The sequence below is a fragment of the Acrocarpospora pleiomorpha genome (assembly GCF_009687885.1).
Taxonomy (GTDB): Bacteria; Actinomycetota; Actinomycetes; order Streptosporangiales; family Streptosporangiaceae; genus Acrocarpospora; species Acrocarpospora pleiomorpha.
On sequence record NZ_BLAF01000039.1, the window covers coordinates 74,817 to 89,747 of the forward strand.

The 14,931-nt window shown below is 68.7% G+C and carries 15 protein-coding genes; 12 read left to right on the top strand and 3 right to left on the bottom strand.

What is annotated here, in order from left to right; genetic code table 11:
• Positions 1 to 21 precede the first annotated feature (21 nt).
• Positions 22 to 327 carry an antibiotic biosynthesis monooxygenase gene (locus Aple_RS30275; RefSeq protein ID WP_155348123.1) on the top strand — a complete coding sequence of 102 codons (306 nt, stop codon included), beginning with the start codon at positions 22 to 24 and terminating at the stop codon, positions 325 to 327.
• Positions 328 to 340: 13 nt separating this feature from the next.
• Here the strand turns inward: Aple_RS30275 and Aple_RS52295 are convergent, their stop codons facing one another.
• Positions 341 to 994 (bottom strand): phosphatase PAP2 family protein, encoded by a 654-nt coding sequence (locus tag Aple_RS52295; RefSeq protein WP_170321736.1) that lies wholly within the window; start codon positions 992 to 994, stop codon positions 341 to 343.
• 271 nt (positions 995 to 1,265) lie between these two features.
• Here Aple_RS52295 and Aple_RS30285 point away from each other — a divergent pair, with 271 nt between their 5' ends.
• Positions 1,266 to 2,600, top strand: a complete 1,335-nt coding sequence (locus Aple_RS30285) for a hypothetical protein (RefSeq protein WP_170321737.1) — start codon at positions 1,266 to 1,268, stop codon at positions 2,598 to 2,600.
• On the opposite strand, the gene Aple_RS30290 is transcribed toward Aple_RS30285, so the two are convergent.
• On the bottom strand, positions 2,557 to 3,399 hold the full coding sequence (locus Aple_RS30290) for a hypothetical protein (protein ID WP_155348126.1): 843 nt from the start codon (positions 3,397 to 3,399) through the stop codon (positions 2,557 to 2,559). The genes Aple_RS30285 and Aple_RS30290 overlap by 44 nt on opposite strands.
• A gap of 128 nt (positions 3,400 to 3,527) precedes the next feature.
• Here Aple_RS30290 and Aple_RS30295 point away from each other — a divergent pair, with 128 nt between their 5' ends.
• The 9 genes from Aple_RS30295 (at position 3,528) to Aple_RS30335 (ending at position 13,445) form a co-directional block, all read left to right on the top strand.
• Positions 3,528 to 4,541 (top strand): ABC transporter substrate-binding protein, encoded by a 1,014-nt coding sequence (locus tag Aple_RS30295; RefSeq protein ID WP_155348127.1) that lies wholly within the window; start codon positions 3,528 to 3,530, stop codon positions 4,539 to 4,541.
• A complete protein-coding gene (locus Aple_RS30300) occupies positions 4,534 to 5,289 on the top strand; it encodes an ABC transporter permease (RefSeq protein ID WP_155348128.1) in 756 nt (251 codons plus the stop codon). Before Aple_RS30295 ends, Aple_RS30300 begins: the two co-directional genes overlap by 8 nt.
• The gene (locus Aple_RS30305) at positions 5,267 to 6,067 is read left to right on the top strand and encodes an ABC transporter ATP-binding protein (protein WP_155348129.1); all 801 of its coding nucleotides are present in this window, start codon (positions 5,267 to 5,269) and stop codon (positions 6,065 to 6,067) included. The genes Aple_RS30300 and Aple_RS30305 overlap by 23 nt, the downstream gene beginning before the upstream one ends.
• Complete coding sequence (locus Aple_RS30310) at positions 6,064 to 6,978, top strand: ABC transporter substrate-binding protein (protein ID WP_155348130.1); 915 nt, start codon at positions 6,064 to 6,066, stop codon at positions 6,976 to 6,978. Before Aple_RS30305 ends, Aple_RS30310 begins: the two co-directional genes overlap by 4 nt.
• The gene (locus Aple_RS30315; RefSeq protein ID WP_170321738.1) at positions 6,975 to 8,198 is read left to right on the top strand and encodes a TIGR03618 family F420-dependent PPOX class oxidoreductase; all 1,224 of its coding nucleotides are present in this window, start codon (positions 6,975 to 6,977) and stop codon (positions 8,196 to 8,198) included. Before Aple_RS30310 ends, Aple_RS30315 begins: the two co-directional genes overlap by 4 nt.
• Positions 8,195 to 8,722: a nucleoside/nucleotide kinase family protein gene (locus tag Aple_RS30320; RefSeq protein WP_155348131.1), complete on the top strand. Its 528-nt coding sequence runs from the start codon at positions 8,195 to 8,197 to the stop codon at positions 8,720 to 8,722. The genes Aple_RS30315 and Aple_RS30320 overlap by 4 nt, the downstream gene beginning before the upstream one ends.
• 6 nt (positions 8,723 to 8,728) lie before the next feature.
• On the top strand, positions 8,729 to 10,096 hold the full coding sequence (locus Aple_RS30325; protein ID WP_155348132.1) for an LLM class flavin-dependent oxidoreductase: 1,368 nt from the start codon (positions 8,729 to 8,731) through the stop codon (positions 10,094 to 10,096).
• Positions 10,097 to 10,177: 81 nt separating this feature from the next.
• Positions 10,178 to 12,166, top strand: a complete 1,989-nt coding sequence (locus Aple_RS52300; protein ID WP_174889894.1) for a glycerophosphodiester phosphodiesterase family protein — start codon at positions 10,178 to 10,180, stop codon at positions 12,164 to 12,166.
• Between the two features lie 118 nt (positions 12,167 to 12,284).
• On the top strand, positions 12,285 to 13,445 hold the full coding sequence (locus Aple_RS30335; RefSeq protein ID WP_155348133.1) for a PLL family lectin: 1,161 nt from the start codon (positions 12,285 to 12,287) through the stop codon (positions 13,443 to 13,445).
• A gap of 145 nt (positions 13,446 to 13,590) precedes the next feature.
• Here the strand turns inward: Aple_RS30335 and Aple_RS30340 are convergent, their stop codons facing one another.
• Entirely contained in the window at positions 13,591 to 14,061 is a 471-nt protein-coding gene (locus tag Aple_RS30340) for a lamin tail domain-containing protein (RefSeq protein WP_246264877.1), read from the bottom strand.
• Positions 14,062 to 14,368: 307 nt separating this feature from the next.
• Between Aple_RS30340 and Aple_RS30345 the strand changes: the two genes are divergently transcribed.
• Complete coding sequence (locus Aple_RS30345; protein ID WP_155348135.1) at positions 14,369 to 14,830, top strand: PPOX class F420-dependent oxidoreductase; 462 nt, start codon at positions 14,369 to 14,371, stop codon at positions 14,828 to 14,830.
• The last annotated feature ends 101 nt before the right edge of the window (positions 14,831 to 14,931 follow it).

A 14,931-nucleotide genomic window follows, 5' to 3' on the forward strand; every position in this document is an offset into this window, starting at 1 on the left:
GTCGCCACGCAGGAGGCTGAAATGATCATGAGGACTTGGCGCGGCTGGACACGAGCTGAAGACGCCGACGCCTATGCCGCCTACCTGATGGAGACGGGCCACCCGGGCTACACCTCGACACCGGGCAATCAAGGCGTCACCTTCACCCGCCGCGACGACGGCGACCGGGCGGAGTTCCTGCTGATCTCCATATGGGATTCCTGGGAGGCGATCAGGGCCTTCGCCGGCCCCGATCCCGAACGCGCCGTCTTCTACCCCCAGGACGACCGCTTCCTGGTCGACCGCGAGCTGACCGTCGAACACTACGAGGTCTTTGCCACCAGCTAGCGGGAGCGACTGTTCACGTCGCTCGGCCATCCGGCGACCCCGTCGCGGCTAAGTGCCCCTCTTTGGCGCTCTCCGTAGCGGGGACGCGGACGGCGAGCACCAGGGCCCCCGTGGTCACGAGCAGCGAACCGATGGTGTCGGTCAGGTAGTGGGCGCCGAGATACACCCGGGCCAGCATCTGCCCGACGACCAGGACCGCTCCGACGGCCACGACGAGCTGGCTCGCCGCAGTGCCGCGGACCAGCAGGGCAGCCGCGACGACGATCGAGAGCGTCAGGCAGACGTGCCCGCTCGGGAAGCTTTCGCTGGCCAGCCTCCGCACGAGCGAGTCCGCGGCGGGCGGACGCGGCCGGGCGATGATGATCTTATAGATCGCGCCGAGGCCCCAGCCCGCGGTGATCACGATGGTGGTGCGGGCGGCGTCGATGCGGCGGCCGGTCACCAGGAGGTAAGCGGTCGCGCCGACGAGCACGATCATGCCGGCGATCGTGTTGAAGCCGAAGTTGAACCCTTGGGCGATCACGGTGAGCCACGGCGTCCGGACCGACTGGATCATCTGGTTGACGTCCAGGTCGGCGGACGTCCACGCGGACGTCTTGGCGGTGAAGCCGAGAAGCAGGGCGAGAACGAGCAGCGGCACCGCCGCCCCCAGGCGTCTGTTGATCACTTGATGGTTCCCGTCGCAAGGTAGGCGTACCAAATGTGGCCGTCGGACAGCGAGGCGCAGCGAATCAAGCGGCGGGATCCTCTCGCAAGACGCGGCGGGTCCAGGGTGGCCACGGCGGGGTCGGTCACGAGTGCGCTCCTTATCAGTTCTCGTCAGCGAACGAGGTGCCTGCTCTTCACCGTTCGTGAGGCTGGCACATTCCGGCCAGTTGCCTGCGCCACACCGTTCCCGGATGATCCAGGCGTGGAGTGAGGTGCGCCGGAGGGCAACGATGAAAGCATTGCTGGTTTTCATGGGCGTCGCTGCGGTGGGTGCGTTGGTCGCGGTCTTCCTGATAGTGCTGAACCCGGCGGACAGCGGTCCTGGTGAGAAGCCCGTGACCGCCGCTTCGCCCGTGACCTCAGCCGCGGCCTCCGCTTCTCCCGTGGCCAGGAAGAGCGTGCTGCTGGATGTCAAGGGCGCCGTCATCGAGGAGTTCTCCGGCGACTGCGCGGACAGCGAGTATCCCTACCTCTGCCGGTATGTCAGAAAGCAGCTTCTCGCGCAGGACCCGCAGCTGCTCACCCGCGACGGCCTGATGATCCAGACGACGATTGACCAGCGGCTGCAGCGGGTGGCGCAGCGGGCCATCGACGCCCATGTCCACCGCGACGACCCGCAGGTCGCCACCCAGGTCATGATCGTCCCAGGCGAAGGCGCCATCAGGACCATGGCCACCAGCCATGGGGATGCCGACGGGCTTGCCTTCCCGCAGGGCACGACCGCGATGCCCTACACCCTGACCGCCGCGCTCGCCGCCGGTCTGCGGTACGACGACGGCTTCCCCATCTCGGACGAGTACAGCGCCCAGAGCGACGACACGTTCAGGAACTGCGCGAACCAGGCTGCCGGCGATAGGGACCTCATCGTCTTCAACAAGGAGAAGGACGGGAACCGGTTCGTCACCCTGCGATCGGGCACCCTAGGCGCGGTGAACACGTTCTACCTGCGCTTGGAGGAGAAGGTCGGCCTGTGCGAGACCGTCAGGATGGCCGAGCGGCTCGGGCTCAGAAGCGCCGACGGGACACCGCTCCGGGAGGTGCAGACGTTCACGCTGGGCGTCATCGGAGTCGACCCAATCTCGGTGGCCAACTCGTACGCGAGCCTGGCCGCCCGCGGCCGCTTCTGCGAGCCGACGGTGATCACGGAGGTCCGCGACGGCTCAGGTGCCCCGCGCCCCTTCCCGCCGCGCTGCCGGCAGGTCCTGGACCCGGCGGTCGCCGACGCGGTCACCGGAGTGCTGTCGGACGTCCTGGCGAGGAGCGCGCTCAAGGGCGTCGGCCGCGAAGCGGCGGGCATGCCCGGCACGGCCGACGGCTACTTCGCCGCCTGGTACGCCGGTTACACCCCCGGCCTGGCCTCCGCCGTCAGCCTCGGCGACCCTCGCAGCGTGTATAAGTACGACCTGGTCGACGTCACCATCGGCGGCCGCCACTACCCGCAGGTAGTCGGCACGTCGATTCCCGGCCTGATCTGGAAGGAGTCGATGGCCGAGGCGGTGCGAGGGACCCGGAAGACCGGCTTCACCCGGCCGGACGCCGAACGCTTCGGCGCCTGCCCGAACTGACCGCCGCCCCGGGGATCCCTAGTTCAGCGTTTGAGAGTAACGCGTGCCCTTCACTGCGGAATAACGCGTACGCCGCCTCTCGGACGGCGATGTCCTTCACCTTGTCGACGAACTCATCCGGAGAGTCGCCACACAGCTTCTTGAGAGCGGCGGAGGAGTCGAGCAAACGGGCGATCAACTCTCGCTGGCTTTCGAGCGGGTAGGGCACGCCATCGGCCCCGGCCAGACAGCCGTGTTTGCCGACGTAGATGTGGCAACCATGCAGCCGTACGCCCGAAACGAGCGTCACGGGGTGGACGTCGTCGGGCACCGGACGCCGGTTGTAGTTGGGTTCGGAGGCGTCCAGCACCTCCAACTGCGCGCCGTCGAGCCACAAGACGAACAAGCGGGAGACCACACCCGGCACGGTCACGGGAACGGCGGGCAGGTAGCCATACATGTTGATGTGAGCGGACACGCCCGGCGCGATGCCGTACACGTCGGCCAGCGTCAAGGGGATCACTGGCCGGACGCGCTGGTCGACGAACTTCCGGTAGAGCTGGCCGGGGGCGGCGTTGGAGCCCACCGCGATCACCCGGTGGCGCCGGTCGAGGGGTTCGGCGCCGAGACGGGCAAGGTACTCGTCGAGCCGTACTTCTCCGCCGAGAGTCCAGGCCGCCACCGGCTCCCCATCAACCGCGCGAAGCGGGACATAGTGCTCCCCGGAGAAAACGCCTGATGTCGGGGGTAAGCGTCCCGGATAGGTGAGGGGGTGCGTCATCGGATCCTTGGCGAACAGTTCGGCTAGAGCACGTTCCAACTCGCCTCCAGTCGGTCGCCGAACGAGACCCCGCACCCTAGTGCCCCGGTCAAAAGGCTGTCCACACTATGACGTAGCATGTTCCCTACAATTCCGACATGAAATACATGCTTAACCGGAGACCCCCGATGAAACTGCCCCGTGCCCTCGCGACCCTCACTACCGCATCTCTCCTCGTCGCCGGGCTGGTCTCCTGCGGCAGCGACCCGAGCGACCAGAACACCGCCGAGACCGCGCCGCTCCGCAAGATCCAGGTCTCCCTCGACTGGACGCCGAACACCAACCACACCGGTCTGTACGTGGCCAAGGCCAAGGGGTTCTACGCGCAGCACGGCCTCGACGTCGAGATCATCCAGCCGGGCGACGCCGACCCCTCCGCCCTGGTCGCCGCGGACAAGGTCCCCTTCGCGGTCGGCTACCAGGAGGCGCTGACCCAGGCGCGCTCGCAGGGCGCCCCGCTGGTCTCCATCGCCGCGATCATCCAGCACAACACCTCCGGCTTCGCCTCGCCCAAGGACCGCGCGCTCACCCGCCCCGCCCAGTACGCCGGCAAGACCTACGGTTCCTTCGGCGGCCCCATCGAGGAACCCCTGCTCCAGACGATCGTCAAGGCCGACGGCGGCGACCCGGCCACGATCAAGACGGTCAACGTGGGCGACGCCGACTTCTTCGCCGCCACCAGAAAGGGCATCGACTTCACCTGGATCTTCTATGCCTGGACGGGCATCGAAGCCGAACTACGCGGCGAACCGGTCAACATCCAGTACGTCAAGGACTACGACAAAGCACTCGACTTCTACACCCCGATCCTCATCACCAACGAGACGCGGATCAGCCAGGACCCCACCCTCGTCAAGGATTTCCTCGCCGCGACCTCCGAGGGCTACACCTACGCCGCCGCCAACGCCGCCGAGTCCGCCGACATCCTGCTGACCGCCGCACCGGATCTCGACGCCCAACTGGTGAAGAAGAGCCAGGAGTGGCTCAGCCCGCGGTACCGGGACGACGCGCCGCGCTGGGGCCAGCAGAACCCGCGGATCTGGTCGGACTTCTCGGCCTGGCTGTACCAGCAGAAGGTGCTCACCGTCGAAGTGGACCCGGCCAAGGCGTTCACGAACGACTTCCTGCCCGCCAATGGCTGAAACGCGTCGCTGGTTTCCGCCTCTCGCCGCAGTCGTGCTGATCCTGACGGCCTGGCAGCTCTTCACCGTCCTGTCGGGGATCGACAGGTGGCTGCTGCCGAGCCCGGCCGACATCGTGGCGGCGGGCGAGGCCGACCGCCTCTCGCTGGCCGGTCACACGCTCGCCACCGTACGGCTGACGCTGCTCGGCTTCTCGGCGGGCGTGGCCACCGGCCTGCTGGTCGCGGTGGTGCTGCACGTCGTGCCGGTGCTGCGCGCGGCGGTCTACCCCCTGCTCGTGGTCAGCCAGAACATCCCCACGATCGCGCTCGCCCCGCTGCTGGTGGTCTGGCTGGGTTTCGGGGTGCTGCCCAAGGTCATCGTGATCGTCCTGGTCTGCTTCTTCCCGGTCGCCGTCGCCACGCTGGACGGCCTGGCCAGGACCGACCCGGTGACGACGAACTACCTGCGGATGAGCGGGGCCAACCGGCGGCAGCTCTTCACCAAGCTGGAGTTCCCGAACGCGCTCCCCGCCGTGTTCTCCGGCCTCAAGATCGCGGCGACGTACAGCGTCTTCGGGGCGATCATCTCCGAGTGGCTGGGCAGCGACCAGGGGATCGGCCGCTACATGATCATTCAGAAGTCGGCCTTCCGCGCCGACCGCATGTTCGTCTCGATCGCGATCGTCGTGCTGGTCAGCCTGCTGATCTTCGGCGCGGTCGTGCTGCTGGAAAGGATTCTGGTACGTGGCCGACCCAGGCGTGACTAGCGGGTCGACGCTCGCCCTCGAGGTGAGCGGCGTGTCCAAGTCCTTCCGCCGCGGCCGGGAGACGCTCCCGGTCCTGGTCGACATCTCCCTCCGGGTGGAGAACGGGGAGTTCGTGTCGATCGTGGGACCGTCGGGCGGCGGGAAGAGCACCCTGTTCCACATCGTCGGCGGGCTGCTGGCGGCTGACCGGGGAACCGTACGCGTCGGCGGGCAGGACGCCGCCGGCCGCCGCGGGCTGATCGGCTACATGCCCCAGCAGCCCGCGCTCCTCCCCTGGCGCACCATCGAGGACAACGTGGTGCTGGCCAGGGAGATCGCCGGGGAGCCCCGCCTCGGGTCCAGCGCGCTCGCCCGCGAATGGCTGGCCAAGGCCGGCCTGGACGGCTTCGCGTCGGCCTACCCGCACACCCTCTCCGGCGGCATGCAGCAGCGGGTCGCCTTCCTGCGCGCGCTGCTCAGCGACCACGAACTGCTCCTGCTGGACGAGCCGTTCAGCGCGCTGGACGCCATCCTCCGCGTCGACATGCACCGCTGGCTCCTCGACATCTGGGAGGAGAACCGCCGCTCCATCCTGTTCATCACGCACAACGTCGAGGAGGCGCTGCTGCTGTCCTCGACCGTGTACGTGTTCACCGGGCGACCGGCCACCGTGCTGGAACGGGTCGAGGTGCCCTTCGCCCGTCCCCGCCTCGACGAGGTGCTCGACGACCCCGAGTTCATCCGGCTGAAGCGCCGACTGACCCACCTGCTCAAACACGATCCAAGGCAAGCAAGATGACCCACCTGCGCGTAATGCTGGAATATTTCCATCCATGGACGAACGCGGCCGGTTTCTACGTCGCCAGTAGCGCGGGGTGGTACCGCGAGGCCGGCTTCGACGTCGAGATCACTGTGCATGACCCGCTGCGCGGCGACACGCTGGCCCACCTGTCGCGCGGCGAGGCGCACTTCGGCGTCTTCCCGACCAACCGCCTGCTCGTACGGCACGCGGCCGGCGAGGACCTGAAAGCCGTCGCGGCGATCAACCATCGCGGCATGGAGACCATCCAGACCATCACCGGCCTCGGCATCGAGCGCCCGCGCGACCTGGCCGGGAAGCGGCTCGCGCTCAACCCGACCCCCCGCGGCGTGGCCATGGTCCGCCACCTCGTGGCCGCGGACGGCGGCGATGCGGACTCCCTCGTCCTGGTGAACAGTGGTTCCCGCGAGCTCAGCGTCGACGACATCGCGGCGGGCGAGGTCGACGCCACGTTCGGCGGGTACTGGGCGTGGGACGCCCTCATGGGCGACCTGCCACGGGACCGGAGGGTGATGTGGCCGGTCGACGAGATCGGCGTGCCGCCGTACCACAGCTACCTGCTGGGTGTGGGACCCGCGCTGGGGGACGAGCTGGTCCGGGAATTCCTGGCGGTCACCGAGCGGGGGTACCGCACGGCCATCGAGGAGCCGGGCCTGGCCCTGGCGATCCTGGACCGGGTGATCCCGTACTTTCCCCGGAAGCTGCTGGCCCGCTCGCTCGAACTCATCGCGCCCACCTGGACGCACGGCGGCCGATGGGGTGAGGTCCGGGACGAGCTCATGCGGTCATACGCCGGGTGGCTGGCCGCCAACGGTGTGCTTGCCACGGCCGACGGCTGGGCGGACGCCGTCCGGACCGATCTCCTGCCGGATGCGGCGGTCTCCCGATGACCGGGCCTCTCGTCGATCCGGCCTGGCTCACCGACCGGGCCGGCCTCGTTGTGCTGGACGCCACCGTGGTGCTTCCTGCTCCCCGCCATGACGGGGATCACCGGTCCTCCTCGGGGCGGGACGAGTGGGCGCGGGAGCACATTCCCGGCTCGGTCCACGCCGATCTCCTCCACGATCTCAGCGATCCCGATTCGCCATTCCATTTCGCCCGGCCTGCGCCCGCCGTACTGGCCGAACGCCTGGGCGGGCTCGGCGTCGCCGACGGGACCACGGTGGTGGTGTACGACACGGCCGGGGGGCTGTGGGCGGCGCGGCTGTGGTGGCTGCTTCGCTGGATCGGGGTCGACGCCCATGTTCTCGACGGCGGCCTGCGGGCCTGGCGCGACGCCGGCCTCCCCACCGAGACGGGGCTCGCGACCACGACCCCCGGGTCACTGACGCCGCGCCCGCGAAACGGATACTGGGTCGGCAAGGACGATCTGGTCTCCTGGTCGGAGGGCGCCGTGGCGGCGACGGTGGTGTGCGCGCTGTCCCCCGAGACGTTCCGCGGCGAAGGGCCGTCCCGGTATGCCCGGCGCGGGCACATCCCCGGCAGCACCAACGTGCCCGCGCGCGGCCTGACCGGCCCGGACGGCAGATACCTGCCGGCGGGGGAACTGCGGGCGGCGACCGCGGACCTCGGCGACGGCCCGGTCTGGGTCTACTGCGGCGGGGGGATCTCCGCCGCCAGTCTCGCGCTGGTCCTGACCCTGCTGGGCCGGGACGAGGTGGCGATCTACGACGGCTCCCTGGAGGAGTGGGCCGCCGATCCGGCGCTTCCCCTGGCCGTCGGGCTCTCCGACGACGTGCGGGCTTTCCTCGACGTCCCCGAGTTCGCCGTCCTGGCCACCTCCGAGCCCGACGGCCGTGCCCAACTGTCGGTGATGTGGGTGGGCCGCGACGGCGACGACCTCGTGATGGCGACCAAGCGCGGCCGCCGCAAGGTGCGCAACCTCCAGCGCGACCCCAAGGCCACCGTCCTGGTCTACTCCCGGAGCCGGCCCACCCGGTACGTCGAGATCAGAGGCACCGCGAAGATCACCGACGAGGACGCCCGCGCCCTCATCGACAGGCTGTCCAGGAGCTACACCGGCCGGGATCACGCGCTGGGCGACCCCGACGACGAACGGGACCGCGTGGTCATCCGGATCACCCCCGACCGGGTCCGCTCCCAGCTATGAACCAGGCCGAGGAGATAACGGCGTGGCTGCGGGAGCGCCCCGCGCGGGCCGGGCGCACCCGCGTGCTCGCCGTGGAAGGACGCTCCGGATCGGGCAAATCCACCCTCGCGGCGGCATTTGCCGTACCCGTCATACGGATGGACGACCTCTACCCGGGCTGGGACGGCCTATCGGCCGGAATCGACGCGCTGGTCGAATGGGTGCTCCGCCGCCTCGGCGCGGGGCTGCCCGCCCAGTGGCGGCGATATGACTGGCACCAAGGCGAGTATGCCGAATGGCACGACGTGCCGGCCACGGACACGCTCGTCGTCGAGGGCGTCGGCTCCGGCGCGCGCCCGGCGGCGCCGTACCTGAGCGGTCTGATCTGGATGGAGGCCGCCGACGATACCCGCAGGTCCCGGGCGCTGGCCCGGGACGGTGACCTCTACATCCCCCACTGGACCCGCTGGGCGGGCCAGGAGGAGCGCTACTACGCGCTCGACGACGTCCGCTCCCGCGCGGACCTGACGATCATCACGGATTGAGGAACCATGGCGAAGCGGATCAGGCTGCACGGCCTGCGGCAGTCGACGGTCGGCCACACGGCGATCGGGCTCTGGCGCCATCCCGACAGCCAGGCCCACCGCTACCGCGAGCTGGACTACTGGGTGGAGACCGCGCGGATCCTGGAGCGGGGCGGATTCGACGCCCTGTTCATCGCCGACGCGCTGGGCCCGCTCGACGTCTACCGGGGCAGCGTCGACGCGGCCCTGCGGGACGGCATCCAGACCCCCACCGACGATCCGCTGCTGGGTATCAGCGCCATGGCCGCCGCCACCCGGCATCTCGGCTTCGCCGTCACGGTGTCCACCACGTACGAACAGCCCTACGCGTTCGCCCGGAAGATGGCGACCCTGGACCACCTGACCGGCGGGCGCATCGGCTGGAATATCGTGACCTCGGCCCTGGACAGCGCCGCGCGCAACCTCGGCCGGGACTCCCAGCTTCCGCACGACGAGCGGTACGCGGTCGCCGAGGAGTTCATGGAGGTCGTGTACAAACTCTGGGAAGGCAGTTGGGAGGACGACGCCGTGGTGCGCGACGCCGAGACCGGCGTCTTCGTCGATCCGGCGAAGGTCCACCCCGTCCGCCATCACGGCAAGCACTACCGCGTGCCGGACATCGCCCTGTTCGAGCCGTCCATCCAGCGGACCCCGGTGCTGTACCAGGCCGGCACCTCACCCGCCGGACGCGCCTTCGCCGCCCGCCACGCCGAGGGCGTCTTTCTCAGCACCTACCGCCCCGACATGGCACGCACGCTCGTCGACGACATCCGGGAGCGAGCCCGGCAAGGCGGGCGCGATCCCCGATCACTGAAGTTCTTCGCCATCGCCACCGTGATCGTGGCGGCGACCGACGAGGAAGCCCACGCCAAACTCCGCGACTACCAGCGGTACGCCAGCATCGAGGGCAGCCTCGCCCGCTGGAGCGCCCTCATGCACATCGACCTGTCCGGCCTCGACCACGACACCCCGCTCGAGTACGTCGACACGGACGGCATCCGCGGCATGGTCGAGCTGTTCACCACCCTCGACCCCTCAACCCGCTGGACCCCCCGGGCGATCGCCGAATTCGTCGGCGTGGGCGGCGGCGGCCCTGTCATCACCGGTTCCCCCACCACGGTCGCCGACGAACTGGAACGCTGGCTCGACGAGGGCAACCTCGACGGCTTCAACATCGCCGACCCGGTCCCCCCGGTCACCTTCCGCGATTTCGTGGACCTGGCCGTCCCGGAACTCCGCCGCCGCGGCCGTGTCTGGCACGACTACCCAGCCCAGACCCTGCGCGAGACCTTCTACGGCCCCGGCGTCACCCGTACCCGCCCCGACCATCCCGCATCGGCGTACCGGCGACATTAGCCGCGCTTGTCACGCAGGCTTCAGCCGGACGCCGCCAGAGGCATGCCCGCGCGTCTCACGGCGCTGGGATCCTCTGCGGCCATGGAGATCTCTTCGTGGCGTCCGGCCGCGGCCATCGCGGTGATCAGTCTCATTTTCGCCGCTCCGGCATATGCGGGCGAGCGGCCGCGCAAGGATTTCGACCTGCAGGCGCACCGCGGCGGGCTGGGCCTGCGGGTGGAGGGCACGCTGGCGGCCTTCGGCAACGCCCTCACCCTCGGCGTGTCCACGCTCGAACTCGACGTGTTGATCACCGAGGACGGCGAAGCGGTGGTCAGCCACGACCGCCGGGTGCAGGCGGGCAAGTGCGCCGACACCGCGCCGGTCGCCCCCGGTGACCCCGAGTTCCCGTACGTGAACAAGCTGATCAAGGACCTGAGCCTGGCCCAGATCCGTACCCTCGACTGCGGCTCGACGGCCCTCCCCGGCCAACTGGCGGTCCCCGGTTCCCGCATGCCGCTGCTGCGGGAGGTGTTCGACCTGGTCAAGCGGTACCAGGCAGACGACGTGCTCTTCAACGTCGAGACCAAGGTGGAGGCCTCCTCTCCGCAGGAGACCGCGCCGCGGGAGCAGTTCGTGCAGGTGGTCGCCCGCGAGATCCGCGACGCCGGGTTCGAGCGGAGGGTGAGCGTGCAGAGCTTCGACTGGGGTGTGCTGATGCGGCTGCGCGAAGTCGCCCCCAAGGTGAAGCGGATCGCCCTCGGCAACAACGCGGCGGCGCTGGCCGGCGTCGACCTCACGCCCTGGCTCGGCGGGCTCGATCTGGACGACTTCGGCGGCGACCCGATCGCGGCGGTGAAGACCTTCGGGGCGTACGCCTACTCGCCGCTGCACGGCTACCCGGAGAACGCCGCGGTCACCGACCCCGGCTACCTGCCGTTCGTGGACAAGGCCCTGGTCGACCACGCGCACCGCAACGGCATCAAGGTGATCCCCTGGACGGTCGACGACGTGCCGACGATGGCCAAGCTCATCGACGACGGCGTGGACGGCATCATCACCGACTACCCGGACCGGTTGCGCGGGCTGCTCGACGATCGCGGTTACCGGCTGCCGCGCGCGTACCCGTCCCCGTTCGCCGTCGTGGCCCATCGCGGCGGCCGGTCGGCGCGCCCGGAGAACACCCTCGCCGCCTTCAGGTACGCGCTGGCGAACCCCGACGTCTCCGCCCTGGATCTCGACACCGGCGTCACCAAGGACGGCCACCTGGTCGTCATCCACGACCAGATCGTCAACGCCTCGCTTTGCGTCGACACCGCGCCGGTGCGTCCTAGTGATCCAAAGTTCCCGTACGTGGGCAAGGCGGTGCACGACCTGACGCTCGCCCAGGTGCGAACCATTGACTGCGGCTCGAAGACGCTGCCGGAATTCCCCGCCCAGCAGGCCGCACCAGGCGAACGGATCCCCACCCTGGAGGAGGTCTTCGACCTGGTGCGGACGCGCAAGGACATCCGCCTGAACATCGAGACGAGGACCAAGATCGCCACCGGCAAGCTGGTCCGGGCCATCCAGGCCAACAGGTTCACCACTCGCGCGAGGATCCAGTCGCTGGACTGGCGCACGATCCGGCTGGCGCGAAAGCTGGATCCGCGGATCGAAACGGCCGCTCTCGTGTGGCAGTACGGGCCGGCCGAGTGCACGTCCCTGGCCGACGCGTGCTCGCTCCGTCCGGTGTACGGCGACCCGTCGGTGACCAGCCCGTGGACCGGCGGCCTCGACTGGTGGCACTACCGCGACCTCGGCAAACTGGTCCGGGCCGCCGGCGCGTCGACGGTCTCGTCGAACTGGCAGGTGCACGACCCGGACCAGGCCACCGTCGACTCCTCCGACTGGTACCTACGCCAGAACCCGTCCTACTACCACGGCCCCGCGATCGGCGTCCTGCAGGACCGGTACCGGCTCAAGGTCATCCCGTACGCCATCGACGACGAGACCACCATGCAACGGGTCATCGACCTCGGTGCCGACGGCATCATCTCCGACGACGTCGACCTGCTCGCCCGAGTCGCCCGCCGCAACGGCCTGCGCTAGCCCTCTTCTACCAGGACCTATACCGCACATATACCGACAGGTTCGATGCTCAGCCCGATACCCCGGCGGTGAAAACGAACTGGAGGGCTGAATGCGGCGCAAGAATCTGGGACAGCTCATGAAGCGATTCATGGGACTGTCCGTCGTTGCCATCATGCTGACGGCGGTGGGCATATCGACGGCCACCCCGGCGTCGGCGGCGCCGACGCCCCTGTGGGGCGCGGCTTTCGGCACCAACCAAGACGGGCGACTGGAGGTGTTCGCCTTCGGTGGCACCACGAGCGACGATCTCTACCACAACTGGCAGCGCCCCAGCGGCGGCTGGAGCGGCTGGCAACCGCTGGGCACCATCCCCGGTGCCGTGACCGGCGGCGCGGCCGTCGCGTCGAACAAGGACGGCCGCCTGGAAGTGTTCGCCCTGACCACGAACGGCACCCTCCACCACATGTGGCAGCTCGCACCCAACGGCGGCTGGAGCGGCTGGGCACAACTCGGTGATTTCGACGTCATAGGCGGCCTCTCGGCGGTCACCAATAAGGACGGCCGCATCGAGGTGTTCGTCACGGGCAACCAACGCCTGTGGTCGTTCTACCAGTTCACCCCCGGGGGCAGCTGGGGACTGCTCGACCTCGGCACCCCGAGCGCCAGCACCTCACTCGGCCCGGTGTCCGGCGCGCGCAACAAGGACGGCCGGATGGAGGTGTTCGCCGTGGGCGCGGCCAGCAGCCCTTACGGTGGCGGCCTGTCGAGCGTCTACCACAAATGGCAACGCATTGCCGGCGGCGATTGGAGCGGCTGGGAGCCGATGGGCCACTGCAGAACCGGTATCCGGGCGATAACCACCGCCGCAAACGAGGACGGCAGACTGGAAATCATCTCCATCGAGCCGAACAACGGGGAGTACCGGGCCGACTTCTGCCACAAGTGGCAAGGTTTCAGCGGCGGCTGGAGCGGCTGGCAGAACCTCGGCAACAGCCAGATCGATTCAACCGCCCCCGTGGCGATGGCCAGCAACCTGGACGGCCGAATCGAAGCGTTCACCCTCCGCAACAACGGCACCATCCAGCATATGTGGCAGACCGCACCCAACAGCGGTTTCAGTGGCTGGGACACTCTTGGCGGCACCACCGGATTCACCCGCCAGGGCCTGGCCGTGGGCCGCAACGGCGACGGCCGCCTCGAAGTCGTCGGCTTCCGCGGCGACGGCCAGCCGTACCACATCTGGCAGAAGACGGTCGGCGGCGCCTGGAGCAACTGGGCCCCACTCGAAAGCAACTAACCCACCCAAAGACGAGTCGCGCGGAGAGGTCCCTGCCCACCGGACCTCTCCGCCCGCGGCTGCCGTCCGAACCGGACGGTGAGAACGGCCTCGAAATCGGTGCGGCATACGCTCGTGCCGGGGCCCGTTGTACGTCCAGCCGAGGTCAGCAGATCTTGTAGTCGTCCCGCGTCGAGTTATACGAGCAGGAGTCCACCAGCGTGCCAGACGAGTTCCTCAGGTACGCGGTGTCCTTGGACTGGTTCCAGATGTAGGCGAGAGTTCCCCCGCTCCTGCCCCAGTAGCGGGTGCTGGTGGTGTTCTTACCCTTGCCGGTCCGCACGGTGACCGTCTTTCCGGCTCCGAGGGTGAATGTGCCGAATGTGTAGACGTGATCCGACCGGTTCGTCTTGTCGCGGAGGGTCCAGCCCTTGAGGCCGACGGCCTTCTTGGTCATGTTCTTGATCTGCACGTACTCGCCGTTCAGGCTGCTATTCGCGCCGAAGTCTGGCGAGCCGGGCGAGTCGTAGTAGATCTTGGTGATCTGAATGGCCGGACCCGCCGCATAGGCGGGCTGGGCGACGACGACCACGCCAGCAGCCAGCACTCCGGCCTTCAGCAGAGATCGGATAAACACAGGTGATACTCCTGGGGTGCGGGCATGATCCGCATCGATCATATTGATGGCACTAGATACCGATTGACCATTCCTGTATCGGTTTGGTATCCGATAGGGCTTTTGCGTGGACGTTATGGAGGAGATCGGCCCGGTCTGCGCCGCTAGCATCGGCACGCGACGGAGCGCACCACGTGCACGCGGGCACGGCTGGATTCACGAGGAGCGCCCGGACGCCGTGCTCCGGGGCGATCACGGACGACAGGGCTGGCCAGCGACGCCAAGACCTCACAGGCACGAGTCATGCGGGCGGCCTAGAGTTGGCTTTATGAGTCCAAAGATCGCGACGTCGGACACCGTCACCCGTGAGCAGTTGCTCGATTTCCTGCGCGAACGGCACCGGGCGATCGTCATCACAGCCCGGCGCGACGGGCGGCCGCAGGCGTCGCCGGTGACCTGCGGCGTCGACGACGAGGGCAGGATCGTGATCTCGACCTATCCCGAGCGGGCCAAGACCCGCAACGCCCGGCGCGACGAGCAGGTCAGCGTCATCGTGTTGTCGGACGACTTCAACGGCCCCTGGGTGCAGGTGGACGGCACCGCGGAGGTGCTCGACCTGCCCGAGGCGCTCGAACCCCTGGTGGACTACTACCGCTCGATCTCGGGCGAGCATCCCGACTGGGACGAATACCGCACAGCCATGACCCGCCAAGGCAAGTCACTGCTGCGCGTCACCCCCACCCACTGGGGCCCGGTCGCCACCGGCGGCTTCCCGGCCCGCCTCGCCTGAGGGCTCGGTTAGCCCAACGTGGTGGAGACCGTACGAGGTGTGGGTTATTGGTTGATGTCCGGATAAAGGTTGGCAACAACTACTGCCAGAGGTGATCGTGA